At 52.0% G+C, this 19,867-nt stretch carries 19 protein-coding genes; 9 read left to right on the top strand and 10 right to left on the bottom strand.

Features of this window, described 5'->3' with window-relative positions; translation table 11 throughout:
- Window positions 1–147: 147 nt before the first annotated feature.
- From CHM34_RS14450 to chvE, 4 genes are read right to left on the bottom strand one after another with little or no spacing between them, the layout of a single operon-like run.
- Window positions 148–2,730 carry an alpha-L-arabinofuranosidase family protein gene (locus CHM34_RS14450; RefSeq protein WP_206093818.1) on the bottom strand — a complete coding sequence of 861 codons (2,583 nt, stop codon included), beginning with the start codon at window positions 2,728–2,730 and terminating at the stop codon, window positions 148–150.
- A 57-nt stretch (window positions 2,731–2,787) separates the two neighbouring features.
- Window positions 2,788–3,954 (bottom strand): multiple monosaccharide ABC transporter permease, encoded by a 1,167-nt coding sequence (mmsB, locus tag CHM34_RS14445; RefSeq protein ID WP_094265321.1) that lies wholly within the window; start codon window positions 3,952–3,954, stop codon window positions 2,788–2,790.
- On the bottom strand, window positions 3,923–5,488 hold the full coding sequence (gene mmsA, locus CHM34_RS14440; protein WP_094265320.1) for a multiple monosaccharide ABC transporter ATP-binding protein: 1,566 nt from the start codon (window positions 5,486–5,488) through the stop codon (window positions 3,923–3,925). Before mmsA ends, mmsB begins: the two co-directional genes overlap by 32 nt.
- 31 nt (window positions 5,489–5,519) lie before the next feature.
- Complete coding sequence (gene chvE / locus CHM34_RS14435) at window positions 5,520–6,584, bottom strand: multiple monosaccharide ABC transporter substrate-binding protein (protein WP_094265408.1); 1,065 nt, start codon at window positions 6,582–6,584, stop codon at window positions 5,520–5,522.
- Between the two features lie 312 nt (window positions 6,585–6,896).
- On the opposite strand from chvE, the gene CHM34_RS14430 reads away from it, so the two are divergent.
- Window positions 6,897–7,340, top strand: a complete 444-nt coding sequence (locus CHM34_RS14430) for a hypothetical protein (protein WP_094265319.1) — start codon at window positions 6,897–6,899, stop codon at window positions 7,338–7,340.
- A gap of 94 nt (window positions 7,341–7,434) precedes the next feature.
- On the opposite strand, the gene CHM34_RS19375 is transcribed toward CHM34_RS14430, so the two are convergent.
- On the bottom strand, window positions 7,435–7,611 hold the full coding sequence (locus CHM34_RS19375; RefSeq protein WP_169713754.1) for a hypothetical protein: 177 nt from the start codon (window positions 7,609–7,611) through the stop codon (window positions 7,435–7,437).
- A 166-nt stretch (window positions 7,612–7,777) separates the two neighbouring features.
- Here CHM34_RS19375 and CHM34_RS14425 point away from each other — a divergent pair, with 166 nt between their 5' ends.
- A complete protein-coding gene (locus CHM34_RS14425) occupies window positions 7,778–8,935 on the top strand; it encodes a S8 family peptidase (RefSeq protein WP_094265318.1) in 1,158 nt (385 codons plus the stop codon).
- Between the two features lie 302 nt (window positions 8,936–9,237).
- Here CHM34_RS14425 and cmpA read toward each other — a convergent pair whose 3' ends face one another.
- Window positions 9,238–9,393, bottom strand: coding sequence for a cortex morphogenetic protein CmpA (gene cmpA, locus CHM34_RS14420; protein ID WP_094265317.1), 156 nt, complete (start codon window positions 9,391–9,393; stop codon window positions 9,238–9,240).
- Between the two features lie 61 nt (window positions 9,394–9,454).
- On the opposite strand from cmpA, the gene CHM34_RS14415 reads away from it, so the two are divergent.
- The gene (locus CHM34_RS14415; RefSeq protein WP_240512039.1) at window positions 9,455–9,934 is read left to right on the top strand and encodes a SprT family protein; all 480 of its coding nucleotides are present in this window, start codon (window positions 9,455–9,457) and stop codon (window positions 9,932–9,934) included.
- Window positions 9,935–10,151: 217 nt separating this feature from the next.
- Here the strand turns inward: CHM34_RS14415 and CHM34_RS14410 are convergent, their stop codons facing one another.
- Entirely contained in the window at window positions 10,152–11,090 is a 939-nt protein-coding gene (locus CHM34_RS14410) for a DMT family transporter (protein WP_240512038.1), read from the bottom strand.
- Window positions 11,091–11,314: 224 nt separating this feature from the next.
- Here CHM34_RS14410 and CHM34_RS14405 point away from each other — a divergent pair, with 224 nt between their 5' ends.
- The 4 genes from CHM34_RS14405 to CHM34_RS14395 all read left to right on the top strand — a co-directional run bounded on the left by CHM34_RS14405 (window position 11,315) and on the right by CHM34_RS14395 (window position 14,779).
- Window positions 11,315–11,905, top strand: a complete 591-nt coding sequence (locus CHM34_RS14405; protein ID WP_094265315.1) for a thioredoxin family protein — start codon at window positions 11,315–11,317, stop codon at window positions 11,903–11,905.
- Between the two features lie 159 nt (window positions 11,906–12,064).
- Window positions 12,065–12,274 carry a hypothetical protein gene (locus CHM34_RS20080; protein ID WP_338048672.1) on the top strand — a complete coding sequence of 70 codons (210 nt, stop codon included), beginning with the start codon at window positions 12,065–12,067 and terminating at the stop codon, window positions 12,272–12,274.
- A 9-nt stretch (window positions 12,275–12,283) separates the two neighbouring features.
- Entirely contained in the window at window positions 12,284–13,438 is a 1,155-nt protein-coding gene (locus CHM34_RS14400; RefSeq protein WP_338048671.1) for a dipeptidase, read from the top strand.
- A 291-nt stretch (window positions 13,439–13,729) separates the two neighbouring features.
- Window positions 13,730–14,779, top strand: coding sequence for a threonine synthase (locus tag CHM34_RS14395; RefSeq protein WP_206093817.1), 1,050 nt, complete (start codon window positions 13,730–13,732; stop codon window positions 14,777–14,779).
- A gap of 145 nt (window positions 14,780–14,924) precedes the next feature.
- On the opposite strand, the gene CHM34_RS14390 is transcribed toward CHM34_RS14395, so the two are convergent.
- From CHM34_RS14390 to moaD, 3 genes are all read right to left on the bottom strand, one after another.
- Window positions 14,925–16,316, bottom strand: coding sequence for a S8 family peptidase (locus CHM34_RS14390; RefSeq protein WP_169713753.1), 1,392 nt, complete (start codon window positions 16,314–16,316; stop codon window positions 14,925–14,927).
- Between the two features lie 136 nt (window positions 16,317–16,452).
- A complete protein-coding gene (locus tag CHM34_RS14385) occupies window positions 16,453–17,490 on the bottom strand; it encodes a ThiF family adenylyltransferase (protein WP_094265312.1) in 1,038 nt (345 codons plus the stop codon).
- A gap of 130 nt (window positions 17,491–17,620) precedes the next feature.
- A complete protein-coding gene (gene moaD / locus CHM34_RS14380; protein ID WP_094265406.1) occupies window positions 17,621–18,301 on the bottom strand; it encodes a molybdopterin converting factor subunit 1 in 681 nt (226 codons plus the stop codon).
- Between the two features lie 167 nt (window positions 18,302–18,468).
- Between moaD and CHM34_RS14375 the strand changes: the two genes are divergently transcribed.
- A complete protein-coding gene (locus tag CHM34_RS14375) occupies window positions 18,469–18,912 on the top strand; it encodes a hypothetical protein (protein WP_094265311.1) in 444 nt (147 codons plus the stop codon).
- An 85-nt stretch (window positions 18,913–18,997) separates the two neighbouring features.
- Window positions 18,998–19,678 (top strand): Bax inhibitor-1/YccA family protein, encoded by a 681-nt coding sequence (locus CHM34_RS14370; protein WP_094265310.1) that lies wholly within the window; start codon window positions 18,998–19,000, stop codon window positions 19,676–19,678.
- Window positions 19,679–19,867: the final 189 nt, after the last annotated feature.

Genomic DNA, 19,867 nt, shown 5'->3' with positions numbered 1-19,867 from the left:
GGTGTAAACCGACACGGGACCCTTTCAACGCAAAAAAAGACTGCTGATCAGTCCTTTATCAGCAGTCTTACAGCCGGCATTTTCCGTCGTTATGACGATTTCATTCTTTCGATCATTAAGGAAAAAGGGTTCGCCTGGATTCCAGCTTTACGGCTTCTTCGATGTATTCGGCTTGATCCGCATAAAGGTTACGGAGTGAGCCGGGAAGGTATGGGTGAAGGTTTGGTCGATGCTGTTGATTACCGAGCGGCGGGGCTTGATCGGTTGCGAATCGGCGGTGTTGACCGCGTCGGGGTCTCCCTGGAGCGTGATTAGGCGAGCAGTCGGAGCGACATCTACTTCCCCGAGGTCGATCCGCGTGCGTGCAGGCGCTTCTTGGGCGTTGACAACTTTGACAATGAGCTCACCGGTGGCCTTATCGCGGGTGACCACCTGGCGGAAGGGCTCGGCCACTTGATCATCAGTGAAACTGCCCCACTTCCGACCGTCCAGGAATAGCGTCACCTGGCGTCCGCGGACCTCGATCCGGATATCGTATTCGCGGTCGGTCTCGATCTGCGTCTCATTCTCAATCATGGTCTGTTTGCCGCCGTCGACCGCCTTCTCCACGGCGGAACGGGTGTTTCCCCAGCCGCCAAGGTTCCACCAGTAGTAGTTTCCGGTATCTTTAACCCCGAAGGCGATGAGGAAGCCCTCGCTCCCCGACTGCTTGGTTGCTTTCACGCGCAGGTCATAGTTCTGCCAGTCGGGGTCGCCGGCGGTAACCATGGTGTTCTCGGCAGACGTGTCAGACTGCACGTATGCACCGTCCTGAATTTTCCACGACCCGTGCTCGGTGGCATGGGTCCACTGCCTGGCGCCATTGGAGAAGTCGTCGCTGAACAGGGTGTCACCGTCGGCGGAGATGACCTTAACGTCATCGTACGCGGCACTCGTCGCCCAGGTGGACAGGCCGATGGCACCGGTGATCGGCTCGGTCGGGACGGGTATGGAAGACGCCTTGCTCGGTACGACTTCGTCACCGACATGGTTCATGAACAACTTCTGTACCTCGTAGCTGGTCGATCCCCATGACTGGGAATTGTCGAACCAGATCATGTCGGGGCGCCACTGCACATCATCCACGTTGGCCAGCAGTGGGGCGTAGGATGCCATCTTGACGATATCAGCGTTGCGCTCCAGACCGGTCATGAATGCGGCCTCGGCCAAGGCGTTGAAGAAACGGTTGTCCTGGGAGGCGTACTCTCCGAGGAATACCTTGGGACCCTGGCGGTCGTAGGAGTCGTAGCGATCGTTGTTCTCCAGAAACCACGCAGGGCTGTTGTAGTAGTGCTCATCGACCATGTCCACATCGGCCTCGCGGTTAAGCTCCCAGGCGCGGTCAAAGACTGGGCCGCTGTCGTCGGGACCGGAGTTGCTAATCACCGTGATTTCGGGGTACTCGGCCTCGATGGCCTCGCGGAACTGGGTGAAACGCTTGAAGAACTCGTCCGGCAGGGTCTCCTCGTTTCCGACTGCGATGTGGCTCAGACCGAAGGGCTCCGGATGGCCCATCTCGGCTCGCTTTTTCCCCCAGGTCGAGGTGACAGGGCCGTTAGCGAATTCGATCAGGTCCAGGGTGTCCTGGATGTGACGTTGCAGCAACTCGGGGTCGTCGGTCGTCCGGTTCTCGCCGCATCCATTGACGAGGGCGGGCACGACGGGCAGCGGCATGGCGCCGATGTCCTCCGCGAACTGGAAGTACTCGTAGTAGCCGAGCCCGTAGGACTGGTTGTAGCCCCAGAAGTTGGCGTTCGTGGCCCGCTCCTCGACCGGGCCGATGGTGTCCTTCCATTGGTACGATCGCTGTCGCTCCCAGTCGGGCGCCTCGTACGCCTCATGGCTGCCGGTGTTGACCAGGCACCCGCCGGGAAACCGCAGAAAGCCGGGGTTGAGCGCGGCGATCTTCTGTGCGAGGTCCTTGCGCATCCCGTTTGTGCGACCCTTGAAGGTGTCCCGGGGGAAAAGCGAAACCATGTCGAGCCTTACGGTGCCGCGGCCGCCGGCTGTTACGGAGAGGCGGCCCGTTGTACTTGTGGTGCGGGCGGTGAAGGTGCCGGAGTACTTGGTCCAGCGATCCCCGCGGACTGTGATCTGAAGCGGTGCTGCCAGTGCGTCCCGGCTGTCGGAGACGTCGTGGAGCTCGACCGTCAGCGGTGTTCCTGATGATTGGTCGGTACGGGCCCACACCGTGAAGTCGTACTTTTTGCCGGCTTCCACGGCTATGCCCGAGTTGTACCCGGCGTTGGTGACACCGAACCGCTCCTTTTTGTCTTTCGAGCCGTCAAGGTCCAGCTGCAGGTAACGCCGGTTTTTCTCGTTCAGGCGGCCGTCGTCGTTCATGACCCGTGCGGTTCCGCTCGCACCGCCGGTTGCGGTCTCGGTCCAGGCCGTCAAGGGCTTGTACGCGGGGTTGTCGACGGGGTCGTATTCAAAGGATCGGTTCTGGATGAGTTCGGCGTACAGCCCGCCGTCAGCGGCGCGATTGATATCCTCGAAGAAGACCCCGTACATGGTGTTGTCGATCGCGGGACCCCTTCGGTTTGAGTCGACCGTAAGCGAGTAATCGATCGCCTCCTTTTTATTCGCGGACGCATTCTCTGGTGATTGGGCGAAAGTCAGACTTAAAACGAACAGCGATGGAACAAGAACCAAAGACATCAACTGACGAAGCCGTTTTCTTCCGGCCATCTATCACACCTCATTTCATTTTTTCCCGCTTTGATTCGCAACCCGGTTTGATGCGTCTTAGGAAGACGATTTATTTTTGTTGAAAACATCAAAGGCCACGGCAGACAGTAACACCAATCCTTTGATCCCCTGCTGCCAGTCCACCCCTAATCCGATGATCGACATCCCGTTGTTCATCACACCCATCACAAGTCCGCCTACGATGGCGCCAATAACGGTACCGACTCCTCCATAGGCCGAAGCACCGCCGATAAATGCCGCGGCAATCGCATCCAGCTCAAATAAATTCCCTGCTTTGGGTGTGGCCGCATTCAAACGGGCGGCAAATATCAATCCCGATAAAGCGGACAATATCCCCATATTGACAAAAACCCAAAACGTTACCCGCTTTGTTTTGATACCGGATAGTCCGGCGGCCTTTTCATTTCCTCCGACAGCGTAAATATGACGGCCGACGACCATTTTCTTCATCATAAAGCTGTAACCAACGATAAGAACAAACAGGATGACCAAAATGTTGGGAATCCCCTTATAAGTCGCTAATATATACGTAAACCCATTCATGACCACAGCGACCCCGACCAATTTGGCAATAAAAAGGCTTTTGGGCAGTACGTTAAAATGGTATTTGAGCTGATTCTTTCGGTCTTTCACCTCTTTATAGACGAAGATCAACGATAAGGCGACACTGATGACGAGAGAAAAGATATGGATCGATCCACTGCCGAAAAAGTCGGGAACAAATCCTGCACTGATTTGTCTAAAATCGGTTGGAAAAGGAGCAATCGATTGACCTTCTAACACAATCATGGTCAATCCGCGGAACAACAGCATCCCCGCAAGGGTGACAATAAATGCCGGTATTTTAATATACGCAACCCAAAACCCTTGCCACGCTCCGATTAAAGCACCCAATAATAAACAGAGCACCACACTGAGAAAAGGATGCATGTTTAATTCCACCATTAAGATTGCCGAAATGGCTCCGATAAAAGCCGCGACTGAACCCACCGACAAATCGATATGCCCCGTGATGATGACCAACACCATACCAATAGCCAACACCAGAATATAACTGTTTTGCAAAATCAGGTTTGTAATATTCAATGGTTTTAGCAGGATGCCGGCCGTTAGGATTTGAAAGAGAAGAACGATCAACAGTAAGGCGATGATCATTCCGTACTGTTTTAGGTTATTTTGTATAAGCTTGCTCAAGGTCTGCATGTTTTTCACCCCTGATGTTTGTCATATATTCCATGATGGTCTCTTGTGTCGCCTCTTCTCTGTTTAATTCGCCGGTTATTTTTCCTTCACTCATCACGTAAATTCGGTCACAAATTCCCAGTATTTCAGGCAACTCGGAGGAAATGACCAAAATTCCTTTTCCATCTTGGGCCAATTCATTGATAATAGAATAAATTTCGTATTTTGCGCCTACATCAATACCTCGTGTAGGTTCATCCAACATAAGGATATCCGGTTGAGCTAACATCCACTTACTCAATACTACTTTCTGCTGATTTCCACCGCTTAAGTTCTCTGTTTTCTGCAAAATACTCGAAGATTTGATATTCAATTTTGTACGGTAGTTCTCTGCGGTTATGATTTCCTCTTGTTCGTTGATGATGGACCGTTGGGAGATTTGTTGCAAATTCGGCAGTGTAATATTGGCTTTTATATCGTCAATTAAGATCAATCCATACGTTTTTCGGTCTTCAGTCACATAAGCGACTCCTTGTTTGATTGCCTGACTGACATTTTTTATCTCCACTTCTTTTCCGTCTTTTTTAATTTTTCCTGTAATTTTTTGCCCGTACGATTGACCGAAAATGCTCATCGCCAACTCTGTTCTTCCTGCTCCCATGAGACCAGCGATCCCGACCACTTCACCTTTTTTGATATGCAGACTAACGTTATCAATGATTTTTCGATCCTGTTGTAAAGGATGGTAAACATTCCAGTTGATAATATCGAAAATGGTTTCACCGATCTTTGAATCTCTCTGCGGATAACGATTGGACAGATTTCGCCCGACCATCCCTTTAATGATACGATCTTCCGTTATCTCATCTTTCCCTGGTTCAAGCGTTTCGATCGTTTGTCCGTCTCGCAAAATGGTAATGGAGTCTGCTACCTTCGATATTTCATTCAGCTTGTGAGAAATAATAATGGATGTAATGCCCTGTCTTTTGAGTTCGAGTAATAAGTTTAATAGGTTTTCACTGTCACTTTCATTTAAGGCCGCAGTCGGCTCGTCTAGGATTAATAGTTTGACTTCTTTGGCCAATGCTTTTGCTATTTCCACCAGTTGTTGTTTACCGACACCGATGTGCTTGATCAAAATATCCGGGGATTCTTCTAAGCCGACTTTTTTCAGTAAGTCTTTCGTTTGGATCACGGTCTGACTCCAGTCGATCACTCCTTTTTTCGATTGTTCGTTTCCGAGGAAAATATTCTCCCCGATTGTCAGTTCAGGAATCAACGCAAGTTCTTGATGGATAATCACAATGCCTAAACTTTCGCTTTGTTTAATATCTTTAAATTGGCACTCTTGTCCCTGAAAGAGTATGTCTCCCGTATACGAACCATAGGGATAGACACCGCTGAGCACTTTCATCAATGTCGATTTACCTGCACCGTTTTCTCCGCATAAGGCATGGATTTCTCCTTCTTTTACCTGGAGGTTGACATCTTTAAGCGCTTTCACTCCTGGGAACTCTTTCGTGATTTTTTTCATTTCCAGTAGTATGTCTGCCATGAATCCCCCACACCTCTCTTTCAGTCATGATTTACTTCAGATCCTCTCTTTTGTAGTACCCGCTGTCGATCAACTCCTCCTTATAGTTGGACCGGTCGACGGAGACAGGTTCCAGCAAATAAGAGGGGACCACTTTTACACCGTTGTCATACGTTTTTGTATCATTGACTTCCGGCTGTTCTCCCTTCAAGATGGCATCGACCATATCAACAGCTTTTTTGGCAAGCTTTCTTGTATCCTTAAACACCGTTTGCGTTTGATTTCCGGCAATAATGGATTTCACTGAAGCCACTTCGGCATCTTGTCCGGTAATGATCGGCATATCATCTTGATTGTAGCCAACCCCTTTCAACGATGAAATCACACCAATACTAATCCCATCGTAAGGGGATAAGACCGCATCCAGTTTCTCAGTCGTATAGTGTGAGCTTAATACATCATCCATCCGCTTTTGGGCCTTTGCCCCTTCCCAGCGCAGTGTTGCAATTTGGTTGAAATCGGTTTGCCCGCTGCTTACAACCAACTTCCCTTCGTCAATATAAGGCTGTAAGACAGACATGGCCCCTTTAAAATAGAAATGCGCATTATTATCATCCGGAGAGCCGGCAAACAGCTCGATGTTGAATGGTCCTTTCTCTTTCTTTAAATCCAAGCGCTTCTCAATATATTTCCCTTGCAAAGCCCCGACTTTTAGGTTATCAAATGTCACATAATAGGAAACGTTCTCACTATTCATGATTAGACGGTCATACGCAACCACTTCAACGCCTTGCTCCTTAGCCAATTGCAGTACATCGGTCAAAGCTTTCCCGTCGATCGCAGCAACGACGAGCACATCAACCCCTTTTGTAATCATGTTTTCAATTTGCGCTACTTGGTTTTCAACGACATCTTCCGCATATTGTAAATCCGTTTTGTACCCTAATGCTTCAAATTCTTTCGCCATATTTTCGCCGTCTTTGACCCACCGTTCCGATGATTTGGTCGGCATTGCGAGTCCCACAAAGCCGGCAGAATCATCTCCGGCAACTGAACCACACGCTGCCGTGGAAACGGTGAGAACCGCTATAAGAATGATCGACCACACCTTTTTCATAATAACCCTCCGATTCCGCTCCGAATCTTGCGGCAAGGTCCGGGGCAAAGCCGCTCTCCTTCCAACAAAAGACGTACGTACAAATGAATATTCATAATAATTGTACGTACATGTGAAAGCGGTGTCAAGAGAACTTTAGGTGATCCATTGTCCTGTCTTACTGCCTTGAAACTAGAGACGGTATTGTGAATGGGGGACAATAACTAACGATGAAAGCAGAGAAATCCAGGGTCCGGCATTTCATCCTGAGGGATTCGCATGTTTTGTAGCCAGTCCAGGAATATTAAAAGGAACAGAAAGGAGGAGAACGAGATGATCGACCACGATGTTCCCAAGGAGCTGGCGGCCAAAATTGCGGAGATGAACGCGTCCAGCAGTCGTTTGTTCGCCGAATCCACCGAGGATTTGTCCAAAATCGTGTCCTTTGTCGAGGAAGAGATGAAGGGGCAGAACTTACCGGATGCCGGCCGCGGGCGGGATGCTTTTGTCGCTTCTACTTTCGAACAGATTTACCCGAAAGTGCTTAACTCCGACACCTGCCGGCAGGCGGTGGAAAACATGATGCGTAAACATCCGTCCTACGGGGACAGCCAGCCCTTTGCCCATCGGGACGAAAATCCCAATTATGCCATTGGGCCGGCCCTGGCTGAAACGCTCTATGTCACCGGCAGCGCCATCGTCGGGTCTATTCTCATGGTTACTTCGGGGGAGAGCGGCGGTTCTACGGAACTGCTGGAGAAGAGGAAAAACCACTGACAATCACAAGACGGGATTGTTTTTCTAAGGCTTTTCACGAACCCGGTTGAATCCAACCGGGTTGTTTTTTTGTCGGAAGGCAACAGAAATAAAATCATTTTTTTATCTCAGCTGAAGTATTTTGTTGAATAAAACTCGTTTTCCCCTTCGGAAGGGTTTTATGGTTAAAAATATCCGGCCAACCAGGGTGTTCATCCCCACGACGATCCTGTTGGAGAAGAAGCTGGAAAAAAGGCGTTTTAGAAGCATCATTCCATGGTATCTTTTCCAATCAAATTCTCTTAATTCCTTGATTTTGATAGTAATAGGCGTGCATTTCTAATAAGGCAATAAATTTTTCTTTTTAATTTACTATAAAAAGAAGGTATTGCCGAAAATGAATCGAATATTTAATCTGTACAAATTGTACAAAAAATTTTTGGATCGGAGGTTTTTTTATCAAACGCTCGCTGTTGATTTTAGCCGCACTGTTGCTGGTGGTAGGGTTTGTAGTGCCGGCCGGCCCGGAAGTGGAGGCAGCCGGAGCAAACGGGGAGTACATTCCCGGGGAAATTATCGTTAAGTTCAAACCCGAAGTTCCCAAATTGAAAGCTTCTGCGGCTCATCACGCCATCGATGCCCAAGTGAAGTCGAAAAACGAGGAGATCGGCTTTCAGGTGGTTAAAGTGAAAGACCGGTCGGTTGAGGATGCTCTGAAACAGTACCGGAATAACCCGAACGTGGAATATGCCGAACCGAACATTGTGTTCCATACGGCCGCGCAACCAAATGATCCGGATTTCTCCAAGCAATGGGGACTGGAGAAAGTGAAAGCGCCGGCCGCTTGGGATGTGACGACGGGCAGCGGCAATGTAAAAGTGGCGATTGTCGATACCGGTGTGGATTATGGGCATGAGGACCTTTCCGGCAAGGTGGAGAAAGGCGGCGATTACATCGAGAACGATGGGGATCCGATGGACGAGAACGGACACGGAACCCACTGTGCCGGGATTGCCGCGGCAACCACCGATAACGGCGTCGGCATCGCCGGGATGGCTCCCGATGTAACGATTTACGCGGTTCGTGTACTGGATGCCAACGGCAGCGGTTCTCTGCAGTCGGTGGCTGATGGGATTATCGATGCAGCGGACGCCGGAGCGGAAGTAATCAGCTTGAGCTTGGGGGCTTCCCGGGGAGCGCAAACTTTGGAAAACGCCGTCAACTACGCCCATGACAAAGGCTCCGCTGTGGTTGCCGCCGCCGGAAACAACGGTTCCAGCAGTCCGAGCTACCCGGCTTATTATGACAATGCCTTGGCTGTAGGCGCCACCGACAGCAACGATAATAAAGCCAGCTTCTCCAACTACGGCAGATGGGTTGATGTGGCCGCGCCGGGCGTGGACATCTACTCCACTTATATCGGAGGCGGCTATCAAAGCTTAAGCGGAACGTCCATGGCGACGCCTCATGTGGCGGGTCTGGCCGGTCTGCTGGCTTCTCAGGGCAAGAACAACACCCAGATTCGTTCCACCATTGAAAACACAGCGGACTCGGTTTCGGGTACGGGTACCGATTGGATTCACGGCCGCATCAATGCGGAAAAAGCCGTCAACTAGTAAACCATCCATAAGACAAAGAAAGCAGGCGATATCTCATCGCCTGCTTTCTTTGTCTATACATATCGTCGGAAGAGATCATCGGCCTGGCGTTTCCTTTTTTGAGGTTGTGAAAAGATCGGGATTCACGGTAGGATAAAATCGATGCGGGTCAGCCGACTGATCGACTTTCCGGTCAAGATTTTCGGTTTTTGAGGTATTATCGTTGGGAGTCCCCTTGAACGGGGGAGTTGTCCGAAACGGAAGCGGACTGAAAGGTCGGTCCACGGAAAACCCGAGGAAGTCGTACCCGGGGTCTCATGCTACGGGTGATCTTCATTCAATGTATAAACCATGGGATGGGTTTCCCCTGTGTTTCGCTCCTGGTATTGAAACCAACAATCGTTTAAGATGCGGATTTGCCGGCGGTCTTTTCCTTGAAAAGCCCGTTTCAGTTGTTTGCGAAGCCAGTATGGCATAGAAATGCCTCCCAATTGATGAATTCGCCTAGTTTCAATGTATGAAGGGGTGCTGTATTCTGTGAACACCCAAGGAAAATCTTGTACGGAAAACCCGTTGAAGCCTCCCGCTGAACCCATGGACGAAGGGGCTTTACAGGCCTGGGTGGAGGAAATTTCCTTGCGGGATTTCAAGAGACCTTTTCGCCACCGAGCCTGCCTCAACCGGCGTCTCCGAACGACGGGAGGACGCTATTTCCTTTCGGATCACCGGATTGAGGTCAGCCACAGACATTTGGAGCAGTTGGGGAAGGAAGTGATGGTGGGGGTGATTCGCCACGAGCTTTGTCATTACCACCTTCATTTGCAGGGTAAGGGATATCGTCATCGGGATACTGATTTTAAAAAGTTGCTGGCGGAAGTGAAAGGGCTTCGCCATACGCCTCCTTTACCGGGCTCCCAGCGAAAAGAACGACCTTATCGCTACCTTCTTCTCTGTCGGAGTTGCGGCCAAAAGGCCTACCGGAAAAAGCGGATGGATGTCGGGGGAAGCTGGAGCTGAGAGAGATTCGTCCATCGAGTTCCCCTGATCATTGAATGTGCGATCGAGGGCGTGTCTGGTCAATCACCGAAAGTAGCCGGATGATAATATCGAGCAAGTCTGTTTGAGTGATAGCGAGTTTTCCCTTGCGCGGATCCTTTGTAGAGCAGTCTTTCAGCCTATGAAAAAGACTCGGCCTCTTTTTACGGGAGGAAGCCGAGCTTTTTGATGAGGGTTTTCAAATATCCGTCCCTTTGCGGGAGGATTTCCAAGCGCCGCTTTCGATGGATGGTCGTTTATGGTCGAGGGCTCCGGTCCCCAGGAAGACGCCGGCAACGATAAACAAAAAGCCGGCTGCCTGGGTCCAGACCATACTTTCTCCAAGGAAAATGACCGCTCCCACTAAGGCGAAGAAGGGGGTCAGGTTGATGAAGATCGCCGTCTGCCCTGTTCCGAGCCGGGGGATGGCGGAATTGTAAAACATGTGGCCTAACCCGGTGGCGATAACGGCGGAGCTCAGCAGGATCGCCCAGACACCGGGAGAGCCGTCGGCCAGCGCCCCTGCTTCCGCCGGATGGAGGAGAAGGCTTAACAGGAAAATACAGAAGGAACCGATGGAGAACATGACGGCGGTTACCTGTTTGGCATCCAGGGTATCCGTCGCTTTTTTAATGAAGATAAAGCTGAGAGCTTGTGAAAACATGGCTCCGAACATATACAGGTCGCCGGTGGCACTCTGTTGCAGACTTTCTCCGCCGTTCAGCACGACGAGGGCGACACCGGTGAACCCCAGCGCGATTCCGACGGAGCGCAACCATGTCAGCCGGTCTTTTAGTAGGAGAAAGGAGAGAAGAGTCGTGGTCAGCGGAACCAGGGCCAAGATGATGGCTCCGTTGGTGGCAGTGGTTAGAGAAAGTCCAGTTGCTAGGAAGGAATGGTGTCCGACCACCCCGAATATCATCGCCCCGAAAATCCATTTCCAGTCCCGGAGTGCCATCGGTTTCCATTCTCTCCTCAGATAAAGGATCGAACTGACGAGACAACCGGCGAAAAAAATCCGCATGGACTGCATTGTGAGAGGGGGGAAATGTTCGACCAGCACTTTGATGGCGACCGTATTGAGTCCCCAGATCATCATGTTGACGGTTAATAAAACATAAGTGAGATGGTTCGTCAATTTTCGACCCTTCTTTCTCATGCAGGAATAAAGGGAGGAGGCCCGGGGAAAGGGCCTCCTGTCGTCCATTCTTCATTCTCGGGAATGGTACATTTTATCTGCGGTCTTTTTAGATCGTATTGTAGCCTTTTCCACAGAATACTGCAACCGAAGGATGCGCTTCCTATTGTTCTCGAAATCGGGTTTGGCGTTACAATGAAAGGGAAGGGAACAGCTGAGGAGGGATGAAATTGAAAAATCTGAACTCGTGGTTTGAGAAAGGAATGACTGGTCAAGCATACATCGACGGCATGGAAAGAAACCGGGAAAATCTGCTTTGGATTTATGATCGTTTTCATTTAAATGAGGGGGATCGCGCTTTTTATAGGGGATTTTCTGACCGGGGATTGCGGGGAATTGTTCTGACAGCGGACTGGTGCGGAGATGCGATGCTGTGTGTGCCGATTCTGATGAAGATCGCCCAAGCGGCGGAAATCGACTTGCGCTATCTGATCCGGGATGAAAATTTGGAGCTGATGGATCGATATTTGACCAACGGCAAGTCCCGTTCCATTCCCATCTTTATCTTTATCGACCGAAAAGGGGAAGAACAGGCGGTGTGGGGACCGCGGGCCCCGGAAGTTCAGAGGTTGATCGACGATCTGCGGGCCGGACTGCCCCACGAGGGGAGCCCGGATTTCGCCGAGAAGCAAAAGGCCATCTATCAGGAGTTCAAGCAAACCATTCTTGCGGATCAGGCTTGGTGGGAGGCGGTCAACCGCAGTATCCGGGAGCGGTTGGAAGAAAGACTGATCCCGTCGTCACAGGATTGCTGATGGTCCTGTGAAGGCACTCTATCACAACTCGAACGGCTTTCCCCCGGATCTTGCCGGAAGATTTGGGGCGGACGGAATCGGCTTCCTTGTTGGATCTCAACAGGGAGCTTCTGATCGGGACTCAAAACACAGATTGATAAATGCAAGGAGCCTCATGCTATGATGGAAGCGGTCAACCGGTATTTGATTGAGAAACGGACAGAACACTTGGAAGAGCTGAAGCAGTTCATCCGTATTCCTAGTGTCAGCACAAAGTCGGAGTTCCGTCGGGACATGTTCCGTTGTGCCCGCCATGTCGCCGGCTTACTGCAAAAAGCCGGACTGGAACATGTGCAATGGTTGAGGACGGAAGGGCACCCGATCGTATAAGGAGACTGGTTGCATGCACCGGGCCAACCGACAGTTATGGTTTACGGCCATTATGATGTTCAACCCGCCGAACCTCTGGAGTTTTGGAAAAGCCCTCCCTTTGAACCTGAGATCCGAGGGGAAAAGCTGTACGGACGTGGAGCCAGCGACAACAAGGGCCAGATCTTCCTCCATATCAAATCGGTCGAGGCTATATTGGCGCTAAATGGCTGTCTTCCCTTTAACATCAAGTTTTGCGTGGAGGGAGAGGAGGAGGTCGGAAGTCCCAGCCTCATTCCGAATTTGCAAAGGGATAAGGATCTCTTTCGAGCGGATATGGTGGTCATTTCCGATACAGCTATGCTGGATGAAAATCAACCGGCGGTGTGTTATGCCCTAAGAGGTTTGGTCGGGTTTCAGATCGATGTGCGCGGGCCGATCCATGACTTGCCCTCCGGGTCCATTTACGGAGGGGCCGTACAAAACCCGATTCATGCCTTGGTCGAACTGACGGCGAGCATGCGTAAAGAAAATGGAAGCATTGCTATCGAGGGGTTTTATGACGACGTTCGGCCCATGACTCGGCACGAACGGGAAGCGATAGCCGATTTGCCTTTCCGGGATGCTGAGATGATTCAACGCCTGGGCGTACCTACCCTGTTCGGAGAGGAAGGATACACGACGCTGGAGCGGGCGTGGACACGACCGACTCTGGAGGTCAACGGGATTTATGGCGGGTATCAGGGGGAAGGCAGTAAGACGATTATTCCCAGTACCGCCCACGCCAAAGTCACCTGTCGTCTGGTCCCGGATCAACAACCGACGACCATCCTCAACCGAATCGAAGAGCATATACAGAAGTACACCCCCCAGGGGGTGGAAGTCACGATGACGGGTGACAGGGGTGAAGGCCCCTATATGACGCTGATCGATCACCCGGCAAACCGGTTGGCGGCTGAAGCTTATGAATATGCTTATGGGGTACCTTGCCATTACATCCGTGCCGGTGGTTCGATTCCGGTGGTGGAAACGTTCTTCCGGCTGTTTGATATACCTGTGATCCTGATGGGATTCGGTCTTCCCAGCGGCAATGTCCACGGACCCAATGAGCATTTTTCCCTGCGGAATTTCGACAAGGGTCTCCGTACCCTGTGCTACTATTGGCTTCACTTAGAAGCGTTGTGAAAAAGCCCATTTTAGGGAGGGTTGGGTTCCACACGGAGTGCCTTTGGCTCGTCAGAACAACGAAACGGAGTGTGGAACCCAACCCCGCCCCACCAAGAAAGCATTCAATCACAACGCTATCCAGGAGATTTTATCTGATCCTGTTTCCAAGAGAGGATGATATGGTCATTACAAGGAGGTGAATCTCCCATCCATACCATTCAGAGAAATCCTCGAGTGACGGGGTTGTCCTGTATTCGATGCGGAGTTTTATATAGGGAAGGGGATTTATTCACCGGGTGTCCGGCTTGCTTGAAAAAGGGATACCCATCCAGTCTGAAGGTGGAATACGCTTCCGACATGGTTCGGGAGAATGACGGAGATGGGCGGAGCATGATGCGTTACGGGAAATGGTTGCCTTACTGTCGTTTTCCGACGTTGGGGGAGGGCGACACTCCCCTCCTGGATTTTCCCCGCCTTGCTGATCAGCTCGGAGTCGCTTCTTTTCAAATCAAGGATGAAGGACAGAATCCCACCGGATCCCACAAGGATCGTTTCAGTCCGCTGATGGTGGGACGGGCCATGGAGAGCGGGGCGGGAACGCTGGTCGTTGCGTCGAGTGGAAACGCCGGCTTATCCGTGGCTTCCTATGCTGCCTTCAACGGGCTGGGTTGCGTGGTTATTTCCCAGGAAAACTTGAATGAAGGATTACGGCGGGCGATCCAAGGGACCGGTGCAGAGCTGATCTTGATGAAACATCCATTGGAGCGCTGGCATACCATGCGCCGTCTCGTAGAGGAAAAAGGCTATTTCCCCGCTACCAACTACATCAAGCCCCCGGTCGGCAGTAATCCCTACGGCGTTCAGGGTTACAAGACCATCGCTTATGAAATTTGCGAGCAAGGGGGTGGGGAGGTCCCTAATGTTGTACTGGTGCCTACGTCCCGGGCGGATTTATTGTGGGGGATCAAAGAGGGGTTCCATGAACGAATGAGGGCCGGTCGCATGAGACACCTCCCCCGTCTGGTGGCAGTAGAGCCGATTCCGCGTCTGACTGCGGTCTTGGCGGGGGAAGACTATCGCAAAGCGTTCACCGACGGTCGCACACCGCTCAGGTCGATCGGGGGAAATACGGTTACTTGGCAGGGAGTAGCCGCTTTACGTGAGACGAAGGGGTGTGCCATGGTGATCGAGATGGAAGAGGCACAGGTTGCCCAGTCCGATTTATTGCGGCAAGGACTTTATCTGGAATCATCCTCCGCGACGGTCTTGGCCGCCGCTCGAAGGTTGGTTGCTCAAGAATGGATACGAACAGAGGAACAGGTGATCGCCATCGGCACTTCCCATGCCTGGAAATGGTGAGAGAGATGCCGATCTTTTTCGAAAAAAGGGATCTGTTCGGTTGTTGAGTGAACGGTCTTTTACATTTGATCGATATTCATGAATCAAGGGGCAGAAGCATTCACGGAAAAAGCTTCTTGCCCCATCTTTCGACGGAATCAAAACACTATTGGTAAAGTTGCGATAAAATGGCGTCCAAATCCGGCATCACGCCGATTTTGTCGGAAGCGGGGGCGTTGGAAGCAATTCCTGTCTCGGGGTTGCTCAGGATTTGCCGCATTTCTTCGGGAGAGTAACGCTTGCCTCGATTCTCTTCTGAAATTCCTTGAAGCGCGATGGCCGTTCCTGTGATGATGGGTGAGGCGCCGGAAGTGCCGCCAAAGCTGGTTGTGTATCCGTCGGCGGAAAGAGTGTCGATATTTTCGCCCCAGGCGTATACATCCACTCGACTGCCGTAGTTGGAAAACGGTAATCGGGAGTGAGGAGCGGCGGAACTGGCGGCTCCGACCATGATCGCTCCGGAATCTTTGAAGTCGGGGCTGTTCCGGTTCAACACGTTTTTGTCTTCTGCATCGGTGAATTGATCCAGGTTGTTGGATCCGTTTCCTCCGGCTTCGACGACGATCACCCCTTTGGAGGTGCCGGCGCGGATGGCGTCAAAGACAGCGGGTTCCACTTCCACAGGGAGATAACCGGACTCTCCGACTGTGGTCTGGGCTTCCAGAAGCAGTACATCTCCGGGTTCCATCGCGTTGACTGCACTTAGCACGGCGTCCGCTGTACTGTAGGTGGAGGGGGTTCGCCACTGGGAAACGACACGAGTCTTAGCCCGGGGAGTGATGCCGATGTTTCCGATGGTGTTATCGGCGGCGGCAACTTCGCCGAGAACGGAAGTGCCGTGGCTGTGGAACATGTGATTGACGCCGGAGATGAGACGGATGTTCTGGTCCGCTAAGTCTTCATGCTCCAACCTCCATCCCTGCTCCAAGTCCACAAATCCGATTCCTGACCCGTCTCCTCCTTTGAAACCCCAGGCGGATTGGACATCGATTCCTTGTGGAGATGGAGCGAGGTATCCCTGGTTTCCGAAGCGGGGATCGTCATCTGGGTGGACGGAAGAGGGAGGGGTGGGACCGCCTTCCACATAGGCGAGTTCCACTGCACTCTGTCGGGTGAGCTTTTTCGCCCATTTTTCCGGTTGAACATCCGGGGGAACTTCCGTTACAAAATAGGAGAGTAAGTCGGGTTTGGGGTGATCGCTTCTTTTTTTGGAAGCTTGACTCATCAACGATTGGATGGCTTCGGGATTTACTGAGGAGAACAGAGGTTCCAAGGAGACTGCTTCAGTAAAGGCTTGTGCGGAGGACCTTGACAGGTGCTTTTCAGCTCCGCTTCGATACGGGAGATTGGTAGCATCCTTGAACTTGATCACGACGCGGGGATTGTAATCCCTTTCTACCTCCTCCGGTGCGGAAGCTTGTCCGTTCCCGTTGGGAAACAGTGCGGAAACAGCCAGAAGCAAGACGAAAAAAGCAGAGATCCAGCGGAATGGCTTCATGTCAATCCTCTTATTTCCAATAATAGAAATTGGATGAAACATAAAAAATAATAGCAAAATATATTGAATTTTACAACCGGAAAATAAAAAAAGGTCCCGGTGCCGTTAAACCGGGATCAAATCGGAAATCTTTGATTCAGCTTCCTACATAGCGGTCCACCAGGGAGCGCGCTTGGGCGAGATCCGCCGTTCCCTGAACCAGGGTTCTTCCGTCGGGAAAGATGACCAGGCAATGCTGTTCGTCGAGACGGGCCCGAAGCATAAATCGGTTCCGTTCCACGCGGGCAACGGATGACAGGCGCTGTTCCAGCTTTCCCAAATCCACGGAAGACGAAGGGGAGGGAGAGACCTGAACGGTGTCCCGGCCGCAGAGGGAGACGGCTGAGGCGCTTTTCTCCTTCGGGTCCAGATAGTCGAACTGTTGCCGCCCGCAGGCGGGACAATCCTTTTGCCGTCGCTCCTCGACGGACAGCGAGGCTTCCCGGTTGTGCCATAACTCCACGTGACGAAGCTTGGGGTTGAGGGACTCCGTATCCCCGATCAATATCTTTAAAGCTTCCGTCGCCTGATAAGCGGCGATCACCTGAATGATCGGGCCGATGACACCGGCGGTGTCGCAGGTTTCCGCCGTTCCGGGGTCCGGTGATTGAGGAAAAAGACAGCGAAGACAAGGGGTGATCCCCGGCCGGATGGTAAAAGACATGCCCCGGGCACTGACGGCACCGCCGTAAATCCAGGGGATGTCGTGTTTCACACTGACATCGTTGATCAGATAACGGACGGTGAAGTTGTCGCTTCCATCCAGGATGAGATCCACCCCGGTCAAAAGAGACTCCGCATTGTTCCACGTCAGATCGACGATATGCGCTTCCAGTTCCGCCGCTGAGTTGATGGCGGTCAGCTTTCGCCGGGCGGCCTCCGCTTTGGGCAGCGCTTCTTCGGCGTCAGCTTCATCAAAAAGCATTTGCCGCTGTAAGTTGCTCGCTTCGACAAAATCCCGGTCGATCAGGCGGACATATCCGACGCCGGACCGAACCATATGGTGGGCCAGAGCGGTTCCTAACGCCCCCATACCGACAACGGCGACGCGGGATTCGGACAGTCGCTTCTGTCCCTTTTCCCCGATGGGAGGAAACAACATCTGTCTTGAATAGCGAATCGAATCGGAATTCATCTCTATCAACCTCCCGCATCCCTTCTATTGGTTGAAATACGGACAGAAGGGATGTCGTATCCATTGATTTACGGTAAACTAAACCGTGGAATCAGTTTTTCGCCCTGTGCGGGGACGAAGGGTGTGGATTCTACGGCCCCGTCTGGTGTCCTTTCCACTCGGAACCGTCTTCCCACACTTCTTTCTTCCAGACGGGAACGATCTCTTTTAATCGCTCGATGGCGTACCGGCCGGCTTCGAAAGCCTCGGCACGGTGAGGGGAAGCGACAGCGATAATGACGCTGATCTCTTCGATATCCAGTTTGCCTACGCGGTGGGCCATGGCCGCCTGAACTTCCGGCCACCGTTCCCGGATTTCGGCACCGATCGCCTCCATTTTTTTGACAGCCATCGGTGCATAGGCCTCATACTCCAAAGAGACTGTCCTTCGACCCCGGGTAAACTCCCTGACCGTTCCGGAGAAGGTAAGTAGGGCACCGGCATAGGGATTGGACACGCGCCGGATCATTTCGTCGGAGGAAAGGGGTTTTTCTGTCACTTGATACATCGGTTCTTCCTCCGGTTCCTGTCCACCGCTGACCGGAGGAATCAAGGCGATCTCGTCGCTCTCCCGAAGGGTTTGGGAGGATTCGGCATATTCCTGGTTGACGGCGATCACCGAGTGCCGGATGATGTCCGAGGCGTGGGGATACCGTTCTTGCAGCCGTTCCATGAGTTGGCCGACGACAGCCCCGTCAGGCAGCTCGACCCGGGCGGAACGCCGGCCGACGGTATCGGCTACACCCGCAAAAAACAGGATGCGGATCTGCATAATGGCGGCGACAAATGCGCCTTCCTCCTTTCCGCGGATGGTCTTGGCCATCCGTACTTCGCCCCTATTATAACGTAACTGATCCACCGTGAAGCCAAAAACAAGTCAACCGGAGGAGCCCGGATTTGATCCAGTACGCCTCAAGGCCTTAGGGAGGAGAGGAAACCATGGGGAACGAGAAGGAAGTGGTCTACTTATTGTTCGATCTGATCGTCCATCAGCTCGATCGGATGAAGGAAGAAGAACGGTTGATCCAACGGATCGAAGTAGTGGATCAATCTTTGGAGTTGACCATGAAAGATGGACAGGAGTATCGGATACAAGTGGATCAAACCGCCGACATGGCGGAGCAGCAGGGAGGTGGCGACGAAATGAAACAATCGGACAACGTTTCGCCGATGATTGAGATCACACCGGAGGAATGGGACGAGCTGTTGAAAGCGTGTCAAATGGTCCTGCAGTTCCTAGAATACGATGAAAAAAAGATGGAAGAGCTGGCTGATCTGGTTCCGGAGTTTCCTTGGGACAAACGGTCGGAGATGATCGAACAGGTGATTGAACGACTCCATGCCTCTCTGGTGCGAATCGATCCGGAACTGGATCAATCATGAATGACCCGATCCGTTAAAATCATTTGAAAAAAGATCCGGACAAACCATATACTAAAGGATAATCCAACCCGAGGAGGCGATTTGAATGGAAACCAGCGCAAGCAGAAGCACTCCGATACCCAGTCTGATGACCCGCGTTTTTTCCTGGATGTTTGCCGGGCTCTCGTTGACGGCCGTAATCTCCGCTTTGCTGGGCACCGATGAAAGAACCCTGATCTATTTCAGTCAGAACCCGGCTGTGTTTTACGGTTTGATCATCTTTGAACTGATCCTCGTTTTTTTCCTTTCTCTGCGGGTGCATAAGATGTCCGCGGGAACGGCCACCTTCGTCTTTTTTCTCTACGCCGCTCTCAACGGCGTCACCATCACCCCGCTGTTAATGATGTACACTTCCGCGTCCGTGGTCTCCACCTTTTTTGTCACCGCCGGGATGTTCGGCGTGTTCGCCCTGTACGGCTATGTTACCAAAAGGGATTTGTCCAAGCTGGGCAGTATTCTGTTCATGGCTCTGATCGGACTGATCCTGGCTTCTCTCGTCAATTTCTTCCTCGCCAACCCCGTTCTCTATTGGGTGATTACCTACGTCGGGGTTCTCCTCTTCTGCGGTCTGACCGCTTTCGACATCCAGAAGATCAAGCGAATCCAGGCGCAACAGATGGACGAGGAGACCCATACCAAAACGGCGATTATGGGTGCTTTGGCTCTTTACCTCGATTTTATCAACATGTTCATTCTGTTGCTCCGCATTTTGGGCAATCGAGACTGAGGAAACCGCACAAAAAACCACCTGGCCTTGTGGCGAGGTGGTTTTCCTGTTGCAGGGGTGTGGGTGTTTCATAGCTAGAAGCGTTGTGATTTAGCACGTCCTTTGGCGGGTCGGGGTGGGGGTCTACACTCCGATTCGTTGTTCTGACGAGCCAAAGGCACTCCGTGTGGAACCCCACCCTCCCGAAAA

Source organism: Paludifilum halophilum, from assembly GCF_002245355.1.
Lineage (GTDB): Bacteria > Bacillota > Bacilli > Thermoactinomycetales > DSM-45169 > Paludifilum > Paludifilum halophilum.
The sequence above is the reverse complement of the archived record's forward strand: the minus strand, read 5'-3'. Positions and strand labels throughout refer to the sequence as shown.

Coding starts and splice junctions, on each gene's coding strand:
- CHM34_RS14450 (WP_206093818.1), bottom strand. CDS start 2,730: ATGGCCGGAAGAAAACGGCTTCGTCAGTTGATGTCTTTGGTTCTTGTT.
- mmsB (WP_094265321.1), bottom strand. CDS start 3,954: ATGCAGACCTTGAGCAAGCTTATACAAAATAACCTAAAACAGTACGGA.
- mmsA (WP_094265320.1), bottom strand. CDS start 5,488: ATGGCAGACATACTACTGGAAATGAAAAAAATCACGAAAGAGTTCCCA.
- chvE (WP_094265408.1), bottom strand. CDS start 6,584: ATGAAAAAGGTGTGGTCGATCATTCTTATAGCGGTTCTCACCGTTTCC.
- CHM34_RS14430 (WP_094265319.1), top strand. CDS start 6,897: ATGATCGACCACGATGTTCCCAAGGAGCTGGCGGCCAAAATTGCGGAG.
- cmpA (WP_094265317.1), bottom strand. CDS start 9,393: ATGCCATACTGGCTTCGCAAACAACTGAAACGGGCTTTTCAAGGAAAA.
- CHM34_RS14405 (WP_094265315.1), top strand. CDS start 11,315: ATGAAATTGAAAAATCTGAACTCGTGGTTTGAGAAAGGAATGACTGGT.
- CHM34_RS20080 (WP_338048672.1), top strand. CDS start 12,065: ATGATGGAAGCGGTCAACCGGTATTTGATTGAGAAACGGACAGAACAC.
- CHM34_RS14390 (WP_169713753.1), bottom strand. CDS start 16,316: ATGAAGCCATTCCGCTGGATCTCTGCTTTTTTCGTCTTGCTTCTGGCT.
- CHM34_RS14385 (WP_094265312.1), bottom strand. CDS start 17,490: ATGAATTCCGATTCGATTCGCTATTCAAGACAGATGTTGTTTCCTCCC.
- moaD (WP_094265406.1), bottom strand. CDS start 18,301: ATGCAGATCCGCATCCTGTTTTTTGCGGGTGTAGCCGATACCGTCGGC.
- CHM34_RS14375 (WP_094265311.1), top strand. CDS start 18,469: ATGGGGAACGAGAAGGAAGTGGTCTACTTATTGTTCGATCTGATCGTC.
- CHM34_RS14370 (WP_094265310.1), top strand. CDS start 18,998: ATGGAAACCAGCGCAAGCAGAAGCACTCCGATACCCAGTCTGATGACC.